This is a genomic window from Limnohabitans sp. WS1 (assembly GCF_003063265.1).
GTDB lineage: Bacteria > Pseudomonadota > Gammaproteobacteria > Burkholderiales > Burkholderiaceae_C > Limnohabitans_A.
Window position 1 is genome coordinate 24932 of the sequence record NZ_NERU01000027.1, and the last position, 13871, is coordinate 38802.

Here is a 13871-nt window from a genome sequence, read left to right on the forward strand (position 1 = left end):
ACAAAGACAACGATGACAAAACATTTGGATTTGGGCTGTGGTTTAAAACCGCGCAACCCCTACGGTGCCGATGCAACTTACGGATGCGATGTGCGCGACATCGACTTGGCGGTGGAAAAAATTGGCTTTGATTACAAGCGTGTCAATTTGGTGGTGGAGCCCATTCCCTACCCTGACAATTTTTTTGACTCGGTCTCGGCCTTTGATTTTCTGGAGCACATTCCCAGGCAAATGGTCTTGCCCAATGGCGAGGTGAGCAACCCCTTCATCAACATCATGAGCGAGATTCACCGGGTGCTGGTGCCGGGTGGGCGTTTGTTGGCCTTCACGCCCGCCTACCCCAGAGTGGAAGCCTTCACCGACCCCACCCATGTGAACTTCATCACCGATCAAACACACGAGTACTTTGTGGGGCCCCAGCCCAGCGGCGCCATGTACGGTTTTAAGGGGGCTTTTGAGGTCTTGCAAGTGCGTTGGGAAGCCCCTGCCAATGTTTATGATTTGAACCAACCGTCTTGGCGCAAAACCCTGCGACGCTGGCACCGTGAACTGTTGCGTGGCGGCATGGCCCATGTGCTTTGGGAATTCGCAGCGATTCAAAAATAGGCCCTGTTGGCCTCATTGAGGCCCCAGGCAGTTCAAGCTTTATTCACATTCAAACCAGAGAGCTTTCATGAAAATCACCAAAGACACCGTTGTCACCATGCACCACAAAGTGGTGAACGCTCAAGGCCAATTGCTCGACAAGACACAAGAGCCCACGGCTTACCTGCATGGCGGGTATGACAACACTTTTCCCAAAATTGAAGAAGCACTCGAAGGCCAGGAAGTGGGTTTCACCACGACCCTCAAGTTGGCCCCGGCCGACGCCTTTGGCGAACGCGACGAGAGCTTGGTGCAGACCATTCCCAAGACCGAATTTCCACCGGGTGTGAAAGTGGGTGGGCAATTGCGCGGCCGCACAGCCGATGGGCACGAACAGGTTTTTAACGTGCTGAAGATCAAGGGTGACAAGGTCATTCTGGACGGTAACCACCCCTGGGCGGGGCAGCACCTGACCTTGACCTTGACCGTTCAGGAAGTGCGGGCCGCTTCAGCCGAAGAGATCACCCACCGCCATGCGCACGGTGCGCACGGCCACCACCACTGATCAGTCGGATGCTGCGGGTGGGCGGCTCGACTCGTCAACCGCTTCGGTTGAAAAGCAATCGCGCACCGAAAACAGCATCGATGTGAAGAACATGGCCGCCACCATCAAGGCCATGGGCATGAACACCGCCATCATCAATTGGGGGTCGCCCAGCAAACTGGTGACCAGCAATGAAACGGTGCCTGCAGCCATGAAGACCACAAACCAAACGATGACATAGACCACAAAGGCTTTCAGATTGCGCCAGCAGGCCATCAGGCTGAAAAAGAGGCTTTTGCCGGCGGGCATGCCATACCAGTGCACCAAAGCCGGGGCATGCCAGAACATCATCGACAAAGGCAGGTACAGCAGCATCGAGACCCACAAGGCCGCTTGAAACGAGTCTGTGGACACCACTTCAGGCGTCATGGGTGCCCCGCCAAAATACACTTTGGCAAAGGTTCCGCCGTCCACCAGTGTGGACACCAGCATGACGGCCAGAAAAATCAAGGCATACCACCCCCCCAGATGGAACATGGTTTTGCGGTGCGCTCCTGCCTTGAAGGCTGAAAACAACACCGAGGGCATGGGGAACTTGCCTTCGCTGGCGATTTGGGTGGCGGCCATCATGCCCAAGGTCAAGGCCGGCAAAACCACCAAAGCCAAGGCACCGCCAATGAACGGCACAACCGACACCAGGGACACGGTGGCCATGAAAATGAAAAACAGCCCGGACATGGCCAAAGGTTGACGCCAAAAGGTGCGCATGCCTTGGCGTGCCCATTTGAGGCCAGCACCCGCGGGGACGATGTTCAGTTTCATGGTGTTAAAAAAAGGCCGAGGCCAAAACAGGTTGTTGAATGCGGCCCCGCAGCACCCGCTCGAAATGTGTGGGGTCGTGCGGTTTGAGCATGGACGCTTCGCGGGGGAGATGGTAGTCCCACAGGCGTGAAATCCAAAAGCGCAAAGCCCCTGCACGCAAAAGGGCAGGCAGCAAGTCCCTCTCAGCGGCGCTCAGGGGCCGCACTTGGTTGTAGGCCTGCAGCATGGCTTGGGCGCGGTGGGCATCGTGCTCACCACTGGGCAAGTCGATGCACCAGTCGTTCAAGCAAACGGACAAGTCAAACAACCAGGTGTCGACGCCTGCGAAGTAAAAATCAAAAAATCCCGTCAGTTGTTCCCCGTCGAACATGACGTTGTCCCGGAACAGGTCGGCATGCACAGGGCCACGGGGCAGGGCGGCGTAGGCCGCACTTTCGGAAATGTGGTTTTGAAACGCCAACTCGCTGCGCAGCAAAGCGGCCTGCGATTCGTCCATATAAGGCAAGACCACGGGCACGGTCTCATTCCACCAGGGCAGGCCACGCAAATTGGGTTGGCTGCGGTTGAAATCGGCCCCCGCCAGGTGCATGCGTGCCAACATGTCGCCCACGGCGGCGCAATGCACGGCTTGGGGTTGCAACTGGCTTTTGCCCGCCAACTTGTTCACCACGGCAGCGGGTTTGCCTTTCAGCGTGAAGAGGATGTCGCCGTCGCGGTTGGCTGCGGGGTCGGGCACCGGGATGCCCCGACTGGCCAAATGCTTCATCAGGTACAGATAAAAAGGCAGTTGTTCGTGCGTCAGGCGCTCAAACAAAGTCAGCACGTACTCGCCCTGTGCGGTGGTGGCGAAATAGTTGGTGTTTTCAATCCCCCCCTCAATGCCACGCAAAGCGGTCAAAGGACCGAGGTTCAGGGACTTCATCAGGACATTGGCCTGGGCTTTGGTGACTTCGGTGAATACCGCCATGGTTGCAATCGGTGGGCCTGTAGGCTGGCCGGAAGGTGGATGAAAGCGGTGATTGTAGGCGGGGGCAGGCAGGCGCTTTTGCAGGCCAGGGCGGTCCTTGGTGTTTGCAGCAGGCACAAAATTCAAGCAACAGGCCCGGCAAGTCCGCACAAGGCAGGGGTGTGAGCGTGTTAAGTTCTCAAACTTCATGCCCAACGTCAACAGGAGTGACCCATGTCTGACCAACCGTCCGACCGAACGATTCACCTTCATCGGGTGCTCAAAACCACACCCGAGAAGGCTTACCGCGCCTTTGTCGAAGCCGATGCGGTCAGCAAATGGCTTCCGCCCTTTGGTTTCACCTGCAAGGTGCACCACATGGAGCCGCGTGTGGGCGGAACGTTTCGCATGTCGTTTCACAATTTTTCGACAGGCGACGGTCATTCGTTTGGGGGTGAGTACCTCGAATTGGTCCCCCACGAACTGATCCGCTACACAGACCAGTTTGATGATCCCTGCCTGCCCGGCGTGCTGGAGGTGAACGTGCGCTTCAAGCCTGTGCTGTGCGGCACCGAGCTGAGCCTCTCGCAATCGGGCATTCCGGACATGATTCCTCTGGAGATGTGTGTCCTGGGCTGGCAGGAGTCGCTGGCGCAGCTGGCCCATTTGGTGGAGCCCGACATTCCAGGCTGATCAGCGGCTTTGGCCCACAGTGGCCAGCTGCAGTCGGATGGGTCCGTGCACAATCGGGGGATGAGCGAAAACACCCCTGACACTGCCCCAGCCACTGCCCCCACACCCCCGAGCTTGCTGCTCGTCGATGGCTCCAGCTACCTGTACCGCGCCTTTCATGCCATGCCCGATTTGCGGGCCGTGCCGGGCGACCCGACGAGTGCCGCCACGGGCGCCATTCGCGGCATGATCAACATGATGGAGCGCTTGCGCAAGGACGTGCCCACCGTCTATGCCGCCTGTGTGTTCGACGCCAAAGGCCCGACTTTTCGCGACGAGCTGTACCCCGAGTACAAAGCCAACCGCAGCCCCATGCCCGACGACTTGCGCAGCCAAATCGAGCCCATCCACGAACTGGTGCGCCTGATGGGCTGGACGGTGCTGGACGTGCCGGGCGTGGAAGCCGACGACGTGATCGCCACCTTGGCCCATGTGGCCGCGCAGCAAGGCATCACCGTGACGGTGTCGAGCGGCGACAAGGACCTGAGCCAGCTGGTCAACGAGCACATCACCATCATCGACACCATGAACGGCAAGGTGCGCGATGTGGCGGGTGTGACGGCCGAGTTTGGTGTGCCGCCGTCGCTCATGATCGATTACCAAACCCTGGTGGGCGACACGGTGGACAACGTGCCGGGTGTGGCCAAGGTCGGCCCCAAGACGGCGGCCAAGTGGCTGATGGAATACGGCTCGCTGGACAATTTGATGGTGCACGCCCACGAGATCAAAGGTGTGGCAGGCGAGAACCTGCGCCAGGCGGTGGACTGGCTGCCCAAGGGCCGCGCCCTGGTGTCCATGAAAACCGATTGCGACCTGAACGGCTGGGTGCCCGATTTGCCCTCGCTGGCCAGCCTGCACCTGCACGAGCCCGACAAAGACAAGCTGCTGAATTTTTACCAGACCTATGGCTTCAAGGGGCTGGTGCAGTCGCTGGGTGGGGTCGTGCCTGCGCCTGTGGCCAAAGCCAAAACCGCCAAGCCCAAAGATACGGGCACTGGGGATTTGTTTGGATCGGCAGCTGACGATGAGCCACCAGCAGCCCCCGAGCTCGACACCGCCGCCAGCTCGGTGCAAGGCGAGTTGAAATACGACACGGTGCTCGACTGGGTCGCATTCGACACTTGGCTGGCCCGCATCGAACAAGCCCCGCTCACCGCCATCGACACCGAAACGACCTCGCTGGATGCCATGCGTGCCGAGATCGTGGGCATTTCCCTGAGCGTCAAGCCCGGCGAGGCGGCCTACATTCCGCTGGCCCACAACGGCCCGGCTGCGCCCGAGCAGCTGCCTTTGGCCGAGGTGCTGGCCAAATTGAAGCCCTGGCTGGAAAACCCGGCTCGCCTGAAACTGGGCCAAAACATCAAATACGACCGCCATGTGTTTGCCAACCATGGCATCGAGGTGCAGGGCTACGCCCACGACACGATGCTGGAAAGCTATGTGCTCGAAGTGCACAAACCGCATGGCCTTTCAAGTCTTGCCGAGCGCCATGTGGGCCGCAAAGGCGTGACCTACGAAGACCTGTGCGGCAAGGGTGCGCACCAGATTCCGTTTGCGCAGGTCGATGTGGACAAAGCTGCAAACTATTCGTGTGAAGACTCAGACCAGTGCTTGGACGTGCATTTGGCGCTGTGGCCGCAGATCGAGGCGCATGCGGGGCTCAAGTACGTGTACGACCTGGAAATCGCCACCAGCGAAGCGCTCTACCGCATCGAGCGCAACGGCGTGCTGATCGACGCGCCGACCCTGGCCGCACAAAGCCAGGCGCTGGGCGAGCGCATCGTGCAACTCGAAACCGAGGCCTATGAAATCGCAGGCCAGCCCTTCAACCTGTCCAGCCCCAAGCAGTTGGGCGAGATCTTTTTTGACAAGCTGGGCCTGCCCGTTGTCAAGAAAACTGCCACTGGGGCCCGCAGCACCGATGAAGAGGTGCTCGAAAAACTGGCCGAGGACTACCCGCTGCCCGCCCGCATCTTGGAGCACCGCAGTTTGGCCAAGCTCAAGGGCACTTACACCGACAAGCTGGCGCAGCTGGCTTTGCCGCGAACGGGCCGTGTGCACACGCATTACGCGCAGGCCGTGGCCGTGACAGGCCGCCTGTCGAGCAACGAGCCCAATTTGCAAAACATCCCGGTGCGCACCGCCGAAGGCCGCAAGGTGCGCGAGGCCTTTGTGGCCCCGGCAGGCTGCGTGATTGCGAGCGCCGACTACAGCCAGATCGAGCTGCGCATCATGGCGCACCTGAGCGACGACGCGGCCTTGCTCAAGGCCTTTCACGAAGGGCTGGACGTGCACAAGGCCACGGCGGCCGAGGTGTTTGGCGGAACGCCCGACACCGTGACCAGCGAGCAGCGCCGCTACGCCAAGACCATCAACTTCGGCCTGATTTACGGCATGAGCGCCTTTGGTCTGGCCAAGGCGCTGGGCATCGACAACACCGCCGCCAAAAACTACATCACCCGCTACTTTGAGCGTTTTGCGGGCGTCAAACACTACATGGACGCCACCCGCGAGCAGGCCAAGGCGCTGGGCTATGTGGAGACCGTGTTTTGTCGCCGCCTGATGCTGCCCGAGATCAAGAGTCCTAACGGCCCGCGCCGCGCTGGGGCCGAGCGTGCCGCCATCAACGCGCCCATGCAGGGCACGGCGGCCGATTTGATCAAGCTGAGCATGGTCGCCGTGCAAAAAGCGCTGGACGAACAAGGCAAGGCCACCAAGGTCATCATGCAGGTGCACGACGAACTGGTGTTTGAAGTGCCCGAGTCAGAAGTCGAGTGGGTGCGCACCGAGGTGCCGCGCATCATGGCGGGGGTGGCCGACCTGAAAGTGCCGCTGCTGGCCGAAGTGGGCTTTGGTCCGAATTGGGAACAGGCGCATTGAAACTCCGTTGAGACATGGGGAAGGCAAACGGCCTGGACATCCTTGCCGAGCCATCACATCCAAAGGCACATGAGCCCACTGCCTGTTGAATAAGCACCGCGTTCCAGCCCGCATGGAATAAGGGTTTGCACGGATGTCCCCGCGCTTGTCCACAGCTTCATGCACAGGAGGGCGGGACAACTTGGGTGTTCACAAGCTCTGTTGATAACGCGCCAGCATCTGGGCCTGGGTTTCGACCTCGATCTCTTCGCCCTTGAAGGTGCGAATTTGGTCGCGCAGCATTTCGGCCATGCTGGGCAGTTGCGCCCGGTCCGTCTGGCGCGAAGCGTCCCACAGCTGCGAGCGCATGAAGGCCTTGGCGCAATGCAGGTACACCGACTCCACCGTCAGGCGGATCACCAGCGTGGGCGTGCGCCGTGCATCGGCACACAGCGCCAGATCGGCCGGGTCGGTGGACAGCACAGCGCGGCCATTCACGCGTAAAGTCTCGTCAAAACCCGGCACCATGAACAAAGTGCCCACACGGCCGGTGGCAATGATGTTCTCCAGCGTGTCCAGTCGGTTGTTGCCCGGCGCATCGGGCAGCAAGATGGTCTGCGCGTCCAGCACTTTGACAAAACCCGGCTCGCCCCCGCGCGGCGACGCGTCCATCTGCCCATGGGCATCACTGCTGGCCAGCACCACAAACGGCGACAAACCAATGAACTGCACCGCATGCGCGTCGAGTGACGGGATTTCTTTTTTGAGCGCACGCTCACGGGCGGGACCATAGAGCTGGCGCAGGGCGGGGAGGGTGGTGATGTGTGGGCTTGTCATCGGAGGGACGCTTGCATTCAGTGAGTGAGATTGGACCTTAGGGCTTCTGTCAAGCTTGCCACACTTGCTGGGTGGCTTAAGTGATTGATCCGGCCCTGAGAAGTTTGAAGTGGAAGGCTTGCCTTGGGGACAGTGATCAACGATGGGGGCTTTGTGGGAGCCCCGCCCTCGGGGCGATGGGTGCTGCCCGTTCGCAGCAAGCCTGCGATTTCGGCTGCATCGGGCGGCTCAGGTTTTCAAGTGGGGTGGGTGGGCTCATGTTGCGGTGACTCCTCCTGGCCGATCAGCCATATTTTGGGCTGTTGCATCACATGGTTGAAGTAGATCACGCGGCTTCCGCTTCCTTTGCCCATGCCCGGCCTCGACCAGCGAATTTTCCGCACACCACCCGATTTCGGCACCACGTCACCGGCTTCGGGATTGAACGCAATATGCGCGAAGAATTCATCTTTTTCTTTTTCTGTCCAATAGTCAGACCCTTGGCTTTGGAAGAGAGGCGATTCGACGCCCTCGCCGCGATAGGGCCTCACGGACCACCACCCATCGCCCCGAGGGTGGGGCTCCCACAGGGTCTGTAGGGCTCATCGCTGAGCCTTTTGATACAGCCCGATGAAGTTTGCAAAAACGCTTTTTGTAGGAGCGGCGCCCTCGCCGCGATAGAGCCTCACGGACCACCACCCATCGCCCCGAGGGCGGGGCTCCGACACAGATCACGGTGCTCAAGAAAAGTTGTTCACTTCAAACTTCACAGGGCCGGATCAATAGCTAAAACCCCGACCCCGGCTCACTCAAAAACACCAGCTCCTCGGGCGTGGACTGTCGGCCCAAGATGGCGTTGCGGTGGGGGTAGCGGCCAAAGCGCTCGATGATGGCTTGGTGGCGCTGCTCAAAGCGCAGGGTGTCTTCCAGGCCCGGCTGCGCAAACAGGAGGGCGGCTTGGGTGTGCACCAGGGCGGACTCGCTGTGCATGTAGGGCATGTAGGCAAAGCTGCGCTGCGCCAAGGGCAGGCTGCGGTCTTGCCCACTGGCCACCAGCTCTTGCGCCAGCGCCAAGGCCAGTGCGTCTTGCGCAAAGGCTCGGGGGCTGTCGCGGTACACATTGCGCGAGAACTGGTCGAGCACCAAAACCTCGGCCAAACGCCCCTCGGGCGTGGCGCGCCAGGCAAACAACTCACACCGCGACGCCGCCGCCAGCGTGGCCCCGAAGCGGGTGCGGATGGCTTCGTCCAAGGCGGCGTCTTTGGCGAAGTGGTCCTTGGGGGTGAGTTCGGTGAACCAGAAGTGCAGGATGGAGTGGGGTTGCATGTGAAAAATGTCTCCAGCTGCATGCGGCGCTGTCGAGAACGCCAGCGCTGTCACGGGCATGGCTGTTCAGTCAGGGGATTGAAGGGCGATCAAAACGCGTTGGGCGGCGGCGATCAGATCGGTGACAAGGCGTTTATCGACATCCATCATGCCTTCGTACTCGCCCAGGTTGCGCTTGTTGTGACACAAGTCCAGCACGCGCCAAACCTCAGGCCCCAGCCCCAGTGTGTGTGGCAATGCCTGAAAGACGATGTAGCGGTTGCTCGGGCGAAAGCCTTTCTTTCGCAATGCAGCCAAACACAAGGCGTGAGCCGCGTTGTAGGCCAGATCAAAGCGGCTTTCCAATGCCAGTGTGGCGTTGGTTGCGTCGGTTAAACGGGTGCTGCCCGTTCGCAGCAAACCCGCGATTTCGGCGGCGTCGGGTGGCTCAGCTTTGAGCGAGCCGCTGGGGCCGCTCAGGTTTTCAAGTGGGGTGGGTGGGCTCATGTTGCGGTGACTCCTCCTGGCCGATCAGCCATATCTTTGGCTGTTGCAGCACGCGGTTGATGAAGGCATTGTCACCCAGTTGACGGGCTTTGAAGTCGGCCACTGTGTAAAGCGCCGGGTTGATCGTGCGGCCCAATGTTTGGCTGGCGGCTTCGAGCGCGCCAAACACATCGCCATAGCCCAGCGTGTCGCTGGCCAGCAGCACGTCGATATCGCTGGCGCTGGTGTCTTGCTGCTTGGCCATGGAGCCAAACACAAACGCCAGCGAAATTTGCGGCGTAATCGGCAAAAGTGCCGTACGCAGCACATCGGCCAGCCCCATGGTTTTCAGCACCAGAGCGCGCAACTCGGCAAACACGGGCGAAGCTGCGTTGGCCTGAAAGTGTTTTTGGTTGCCCTGCTTGCGCACCGTGAGCAAACCTGCTGCAGCCAGATCGGCCAACTCGCGCTGGACAGCCCCTGCGCCCGACTGAGCCAGGCCAATGACTTCGTTGGTGTAGAAGCTGCGGTCCGGCGCAACAAACAGCACGGCCAGCACGCGCTGACGCACCTTTGAAAACAGCGCGTCGGCGATGCAAGTGGTGATTGAAGCGGCATTCATACCCATAATGGGTTTGATCATACCTTATTTGGGTATTTTTGGGGCGTCAGAGCACTTCAGCTGTTTGGACCTAAAACCCCGACCCCGGCTCCTTCAAAAACGCCAGCTCCTCGAGCGTGGATGGGCGGCCGAGGATGGCGTTGCGGTGGGGGTAGCGGCCAAAGCGGTCGATGATGGCTTGGTGGCGCTGCACGAAGCGCAGGGTGTCTTCCAGGCCCGGCTGCGCAAACAGGAGGGCGGCTTGGGTGTGCACCAGGGCGGACTCGCTGTGCATATAGGGCATGTAGGCAAAGCTGCGCTGCGCCAAGGGCAGGCTGCGGTCTTGCCCACTGGCCACCAGCTCTTACGCCAACGCCAAGGCCAGCGCGTCTTGCGCAAAGGCTTGGGGGGTGTCGCGGTACACGTTGCGCGAGAACTGGTCGAGCACCAAGACCTCGGCCAAGCGCCCCTCGGGCGTGGCACGCCAGGCAAACAACTCACACCGCGCCGTCGCTAACAGCGTGGCCCCGAAGCGGGCGCGGATGGTTTCGTCCAGGGCGGCGTCTTTGGCGAAGTGGTGCTTGGGGGTGAGTTCGGTGAACCAGAAATCCGGGACGTCGTGGGCTTGCATGACTCAGTTCACCCGGCCCTGCCAATACGCCGGGCGACGGTGCAAATGCGCGACTGCAACAACCAAAATGGTGTCTTGATCGACGTTGTAGATGACGCCGTATGGAAATCTGCGCAGTCGGCAGCGACGCGTCTGGTTTGAAAGCGGATGCCAGCCAGTTGGATGGCGCTCAATGAGCTGGATGGTGCGAAGAAACTCCACCAAAAACGAATCACCCAAGCCAGGCGCTTGTTGAGCGTACCAATGGATCGCCTCGTCCAGCTCGGATTGAGCTGCGGGCAAGAGGCGCACGTTCATGCCGTTTTGACTTGGTATTTGGCAATAACTTCATTCAAGGGGATGGCTTGCACCTCACCCCGGCGATAGGCCGAAAGACGAGATTCGGCCTCTTGTGCCCATTGCATATCCAGAGAGTCGTCCCGCTCGTCCAAGGTGTCCAGGATCTGATCAACCAAAGCCATGCGCTCCTCGGGGGGCAGTTGTGATGCTTGATCGCAGAGTTGTTTGGCGGTTGGCATGGGGGACTCCAAAGGGCGAGGGAAAGTCAGTTTAGCGAAGTTCAGCGCTTAAGGACATTCATGCCGGTATCAAATCCGTTGTGATGTGAAGGGTCGCACCTGAACGCCAAGCTGCGAGGGTTAAAACCCCGACCCCGGCTCACTTAAACACGCCAGCTCCTCGTGCGTAGACTCGCTGTGCACATAGCTCGTAAGTAAGCAAAAAGCCAAGCTGACTTAGAATGTGCAGAATTCTGCAAGGTCATAGGAGCCAGTCATGGGTTTTTCTGCCAGCGACGTCGTGCCATTCACGCACGCACGCGCCCATCTGTCAGAGCTGGCCGACCAGGCCAAGGCCGGGGCAGAGAAGATCATCACCAAAAACGGCGAGAGCTATGTTGCGCTGATCGACTCTGACCGACTGGACTACTACCACCGCCTGGAGCGCGAACGCATTCACCTGCTGTTGATCGATGATGCCCAACGCGGCCTGGCCGACATCACCGCTGGACGCACGTTTGAAGCAGACGCCGCGCTCGCCCAGCTGCAACAAAGACGCAAGACCGCCACCAAACGCCCCGCCAAGCAACGTGGCTGACCCGCTGTACCAGGTCGAGCTGACCGCCAGCTTCCTGGAGCGCCTTGAATCCATTGAGGCGTTCCTGGTGGAGGCTGACGCTGGCTTTGCGTTCGATGACTTGCTGGCCGAGTTTCGCGCCACGGTCGTCCCGAACCTGCGGCGCTTTCCGCGCATCGGGCGGCGCTACTTGGCCAACCCACCGCAGTCCGCCGAGGCGCTGGCGCTGCTGGCGGCCATGCCTGCGGGAGCGCCGGATGCGCTGCGCGAATACCTGCACGGCGACTATCTTGTGCTCTACGCAGCCATGGAAGCCCAAGAGAAGGTGATCCTGCTGACCATTCGGCACCACCGGCAACTCTCGTTTGACTTTGCGCGGCTGTGGCCTTGAGCACAACCCGTAACACCCTCGATTCACCCCAAACAACGTCAAGGTTTCAGCATGGCGAGCATCCCCGACAAGTTCGACGCCGACAGCAAAATCAAGCTGTTCGAGTCGCAGCACATTCGCAGCGAATGGGATGCCGAGGCTGAGAAATGGTGGTTCTCGGTGCTGGATGTGGTGGCCGTGCTGACCGACCAGCCCGACTACAAAAAGGTGCGCAACTACTGGAAGTGGCTCAAGAACAAACTGATCGCTGAAGGCAGTCAGTTGGTTAGTGCCACTAACCAACTGAAATTGCCCGCCGCCGATGGCAAAAAATACCTGACCGATGTGGCCGACACCGAGCAAATTTTGCGGCTCATCCAGTCCATCCCCAGCAAGCGGGCAGAACCTTTCAAGCTGTGGCTAGCCGAAGCGGGCAGCCAGCGCTTGGACCAACTGCAAGACCCGGAGCTGAGCATCGAGCAAGCCATGCTCGACTACAAGCGCCTGGGCTACACAGACAACTGGATCAACCAGCGGCTCAAGAGCATCGAGATCAGCAAGGAGCTGACCGACGAGTGGAAAAAGCACGGCTTGCAAGAAGGGCCTGAGTTCGCCTTTTTGACCGACGTGATCTACAAAACCTGGGCCGACAAAACTGTCAAGGAATACAAGCAGTACAAGGGCCTGAAAAAAGAAAACCTGCGCGACAACATGACCAACAAAGAGTTGATCATGAGCATGCTGGCCGAGCTGTCCACCAAGGAAATTTCAGAAGCCGTGCAGCCGCAAACGCTGGACGACCACGAAGATGTGGCCAAACGCGGTGGCAGCGTGGCCCGGCAGGCGCGACTCAAGCTGGAGGCCGAAACGGGCAAAAAGCTGGTGAGCCCGCAAAACGCCAAGCAGCTGCGGGCCTTGGCGCAGAACCTGAGCAAAGAAGCTGAGGGCAAGGCATGAACACGCACAAGCTCGCCATGTGTGATCCAACCACCAAGTTTCTGCTTTAAAACTCAAGGCGCTTTGTGGTCAGTCAGCATTTGTACTGATGACACCCTGTCGCTTGACCTCGTCCAAAGTCTTGCCCGATGCCGTTTTCCATTCGATCCAGCCATTGGCTGATCGGCCCATGACTGCCATGGCGGCGGTGCTGGGGCTTGAAAACAGGTGGTCGCGTGTAAAAACCAGCAGAGATCCAGCACTGCCTGCGATTTCGGTCAGTACGCCTTCAGTGATCAACTGGCTGCGCATGCGCTCGTGAGAAGTCCCCTGAATTGAAGGAACGATCTCAGCACGCCCCTTTGAACCCTTGTGAACCACAAAACCTTCGGTGGTGTATTCACCAACTCCGTCGGCCCCGGACCCTTTGCAATAGAACAATTCGACGATGCCTTTAGCGGTTGGGGCACTGGTCAAGGGTTCAAAAATGGGCTGGCCCAACGTGGCCAACAAAGTGGCTGCGGTTTCGTGAATCTCATGACAATCCGCTTGCAAAGGAGCAGGTGTGTAGGGCTGCGAACCGGTGTTGCCGTTCTCTAAACTATAACGTCCTGCCTTGGTGGCTTCTGCAATAGCCAGCCATTCCAAAAACAATGCATGCGTTTGCGTCAAGCTGTTGGTCAGAGAGATGACCACGAAAGCGCGGTTCCAAAAATCTTTGTTCTGATGGTGTTGCTCCAAGCGCTTGCCTAAACTGCCTGACTGTCCGATGTAAGTGCGAGGTAAACCCGCCTCAGACAATTCGCCCATCAAAAAGTACACACCCACTTGCTGGGCCTCTGGCATCTTCAGGAAGTCGGCCAGTTGGCTGCGCGGCACCTCGATCACACGAACAATGCGCGTTGTAATCTCAGCCACGCGCATACCGCGTGGGTCGCCGGACGGGAGGAAGATTTGGATTGTTTTGGGATTTGAAATGACCATATTCAATTGGGTGCCTCATTTGATCAAAGTTCGCTATCCCACGGGTCATAAACATCTAGTGTAGTGTTTCACTCTTGATAATACATAAATTATCTCCATCTATAGCGTATTGTTTTTAGCCAAGATGGATGACCAAGATGCGCGTAGCCCCCACGATCACGCTTACCGACGATGAGCGTA

17 protein-coding genes and 1 pseudogene are annotated in these 13871 nt (G+C 59.3%); 7 read left to right on the forward strand and 11 right to left on the reverse strand.

The genetic code is table 11. The features are described from left to right. The first annotated feature begins 12 nt into the window (after window positions 1-12). Both B9Z48_RS20690 and B9Z48_RS20695 read left to right on the forward strand, forming a co-directional pair. The gene (locus tag B9Z48_RS20690; protein WP_108380494.1) at window positions 13-606 is read left to right on the forward strand and encodes a class I SAM-dependent methyltransferase; all 594 of its coding nucleotides are present in this window, start codon (window positions 13-15) and stop codon (window positions 604-606) included. 67 nt (window positions 607-673) lie between these two features. After that, a complete protein-coding gene (locus B9Z48_RS20695) occupies window positions 674-1150 on the forward strand; it encodes a peptidylprolyl isomerase (protein ID WP_089952705.1) in 477 nt (158 codons plus the stop codon). Here the strand turns inward: B9Z48_RS20695 and B9Z48_RS20700 are convergent, their stop codons facing one another. Together B9Z48_RS20700 and B9Z48_RS20705 are read right to left on the reverse strand one after the other, a co-directional pair. Continuing rightward, window positions 1151-1951 (reverse strand): BPSS1780 family membrane protein, encoded by an 801-nt coding sequence (locus B9Z48_RS20700; RefSeq protein WP_108380495.1) that lies wholly within the window; start codon window positions 1949-1951, stop codon window positions 1151-1153. A 4-nt stretch (window positions 1952-1955) separates the two neighbouring features. Next, on the reverse strand, window positions 1956-2918 hold the full coding sequence (locus tag B9Z48_RS20705; RefSeq protein ID WP_108380508.1) for a homoserine kinase: 963 nt from the start codon (window positions 2916-2918) through the stop codon (window positions 1956-1958). A 213-nt stretch (window positions 2919-3131) separates the two neighbouring features. On the opposite strand from B9Z48_RS20705, the gene B9Z48_RS20710 reads away from it, so the two are divergent. Together B9Z48_RS20710 and polA are read left to right on the forward strand one after the other, a co-directional pair. Further along, entirely contained in the window at window positions 3132-3590 is a 459-nt protein-coding gene (locus B9Z48_RS20710) for an SRPBCC family protein (RefSeq protein ID WP_108380496.1), read from the forward strand. A gap of 60 nt (window positions 3591-3650) precedes the next feature. Further along, a complete protein-coding gene (gene polA / locus B9Z48_RS20715; protein WP_108380509.1) occupies window positions 3651-6509 on the forward strand; it encodes a DNA polymerase I in 2859 nt (952 codons plus the stop codon). Window positions 6510-6698: 189 nt separating this feature from the next. On the opposite strand, the gene B9Z48_RS20720 is transcribed toward polA, so the two are convergent. From B9Z48_RS20720 to B9Z48_RS20755, 8 genes and pseudogenes are all read right to left on the reverse strand, one after another. Continuing rightward, complete coding sequence (locus tag B9Z48_RS20720) at window positions 6699-7325, reverse strand: pyridoxamine 5'-phosphate oxidase family protein (protein ID WP_089952699.1); 627 nt, start codon at window positions 7323-7325, stop codon at window positions 6699-6701. Between the two features lie 236 nt (window positions 7326-7561). Then, window positions 7562-7855, reverse strand: coding sequence for a transcriptional regulator (locus B9Z48_RS20725; protein ID WP_108380497.1), 294 nt, complete (start codon window positions 7853-7855; stop codon window positions 7562-7564). 235 nt (window positions 7856-8090) lie between these two features. Beyond that, the gene (locus tag B9Z48_RS20730; RefSeq protein ID WP_108380510.1) at window positions 8091-8630 is read right to left on the reverse strand and encodes a DUF924 family protein; all 540 of its coding nucleotides are present in this window, start codon (window positions 8628-8630) and stop codon (window positions 8091-8093) included. Window positions 8631-8696: 66 nt separating this feature from the next. Further along, the gene (locus B9Z48_RS20735) at window positions 8697-9116 is read right to left on the reverse strand and encodes a hypothetical protein (RefSeq protein ID WP_108380498.1); all 420 of its coding nucleotides are present in this window, start codon (window positions 9114-9116) and stop codon (window positions 8697-8699) included. Then, complete coding sequence (locus B9Z48_RS20740; protein ID WP_108380499.1) at window positions 9094-9738, reverse strand: nucleotidyltransferase domain-containing protein; 645 nt, start codon at window positions 9736-9738, stop codon at window positions 9094-9096. Before B9Z48_RS20740 ends, B9Z48_RS20735 begins: the two co-directional genes overlap by 23 nt. A gap of 49 nt (window positions 9739-9787) precedes the next feature. Beyond that, window positions 9788-10327 (reverse strand): annotated as a pseudogene (locus B9Z48_RS20745) (DUF924 family protein). A 3-nt stretch (window positions 10328-10330) separates the two neighbouring features. Further along, window positions 10331-10624 (reverse strand): type II toxin-antitoxin system RelE/ParE family toxin, encoded by a 294-nt coding sequence (locus tag B9Z48_RS20750; RefSeq protein ID WP_108380500.1) that lies wholly within the window; start codon window positions 10622-10624, stop codon window positions 10331-10333. After that, entirely contained in the window at window positions 10621-10845 is a 225-nt protein-coding gene (locus tag B9Z48_RS20755) for an addiction module protein (RefSeq protein WP_108380501.1), read from the reverse strand. The genes B9Z48_RS20750 and B9Z48_RS20755 overlap by 4 nt, the downstream gene beginning before the upstream one ends. A gap of 256 nt (window positions 10846-11101) precedes the next feature. Between B9Z48_RS20755 and B9Z48_RS20760 the strand changes: the two genes are divergently transcribed. The 3 genes from B9Z48_RS20760 to B9Z48_RS20770 are packed head-to-tail and all read left to right on the forward strand — an operon-like array spanning window position 11102 to window position 12728. After that, the gene (locus B9Z48_RS20760; protein ID WP_108380502.1) at window positions 11102-11422 is read left to right on the forward strand and encodes a type II toxin-antitoxin system Phd/YefM family antitoxin; all 321 of its coding nucleotides are present in this window, start codon (window positions 11102-11104) and stop codon (window positions 11420-11422) included. Next, a complete protein-coding gene (locus B9Z48_RS20765) occupies window positions 11415-11792 on the forward strand; it encodes a type II toxin-antitoxin system RelE/ParE family toxin (protein WP_108380503.1) in 378 nt (125 codons plus the stop codon). Before B9Z48_RS20760 ends, B9Z48_RS20765 begins: the two co-directional genes overlap by 8 nt. A gap of 51 nt (window positions 11793-11843) precedes the next feature. Beyond that, window positions 11844-12728 carry a BRO family protein gene (locus tag B9Z48_RS20770; protein ID WP_108380504.1) on the forward strand — a complete coding sequence of 295 codons (885 nt, stop codon included), beginning with the start codon at window positions 11844-11846 and terminating at the stop codon, window positions 12726-12728. A gap of 69 nt (window positions 12729-12797) precedes the next feature. Here the strand turns inward: B9Z48_RS20770 and B9Z48_RS20775 are convergent, their stop codons facing one another. After that, window positions 12798-13631, reverse strand: a complete 834-nt coding sequence (locus B9Z48_RS20775) for a GIY-YIG nuclease family protein (protein ID WP_233261210.1) — start codon at window positions 13629-13631, stop codon at window positions 12798-12800. Window positions 13632-13871: the final 240 nt, after the last annotated feature.

Excerpts from the sequence above, each read along its gene's own strand:
- B9Z48_RS20720 (WP_089952699.1), bottom strand. The coding sequence starts at position 7,325 with ATGACAAGCCCACACATCACCACCCTCCCCGCCCTGCGCCAGCTCTAT.
- B9Z48_RS20760 (WP_108380502.1), top strand. The coding sequence starts at position 11,102 with ATGGGTTTTTCTGCCAGCGACGTCGTGCCATTCACGCACGCACGCGCC.
- B9Z48_RS20755 (WP_108380501.1), bottom strand. The coding sequence starts at position 10,845 with ATGCCAACCGCCAAACAACTCTGCGATCAAGCATCACAACTGCCCCCC.
- B9Z48_RS20740 (WP_108380499.1), bottom strand. The coding sequence starts at position 9,738 with ATGATCAAACCCATTATGGGTATGAATGCCGCTTCAATCACCACTTGC.
- B9Z48_RS20775 (WP_233261210.1), bottom strand. The coding sequence starts at position 13,631 with ATGCGCGTGGCTGAGATTACAACGCGCATTGTTCGTGTGATCGAGGTG.
- B9Z48_RS20700 (WP_108380495.1), bottom strand. The coding sequence starts at position 1,951 with ATGAAACTGAACATCGTCCCCGCGGGTGCTGGCCTCAAATGGGCACGC.
- polA (WP_108380509.1), top strand. The coding sequence starts at position 3,651 with ATGAGCGAAAACACCCCTGACACTGCCCCAGCCACTGCCCCCACACCC.
- B9Z48_RS20690 (WP_108380494.1), top strand. The coding sequence starts at position 13 with ATGACAAAACATTTGGATTTGGGCTGTGGTTTAAAACCGCGCAACCCC.
- B9Z48_RS20735 (WP_108380498.1), bottom strand. The coding sequence starts at position 9,116 with ATGAGCCCACCCACCCCACTTGAAAACCTGAGCGGCCCCAGCGGCTCG.
- B9Z48_RS20750 (WP_108380500.1), bottom strand. The coding sequence starts at position 10,624 with ATGAACGTGCGCCTCTTGCCCGCAGCTCAATCCGAGCTGGACGAGGCG.
- B9Z48_RS20710 (WP_108380496.1), top strand. The coding sequence starts at position 3,132 with ATGTCTGACCAACCGTCCGACCGAACGATTCACCTTCATCGGGTGCTC.
- B9Z48_RS20730 (WP_108380510.1), bottom strand. The coding sequence starts at position 8,630 with ATGCAACCCCACTCCATCCTGCACTTCTGGTTCACCGAACTCACCCCC.
- B9Z48_RS20770 (WP_108380504.1), top strand. The coding sequence starts at position 11,844 with ATGGCGAGCATCCCCGACAAGTTCGACGCCGACAGCAAAATCAAGCTG.
- B9Z48_RS20705 (WP_108380508.1), bottom strand. The coding sequence starts at position 2,918 with ATGGCGGTATTCACCGAAGTCACCAAAGCCCAGGCCAATGTCCTGATG.
- B9Z48_RS20695 (WP_089952705.1), top strand. The coding sequence starts at position 674 with ATGAAAATCACCAAAGACACCGTTGTCACCATGCACCACAAAGTGGTG.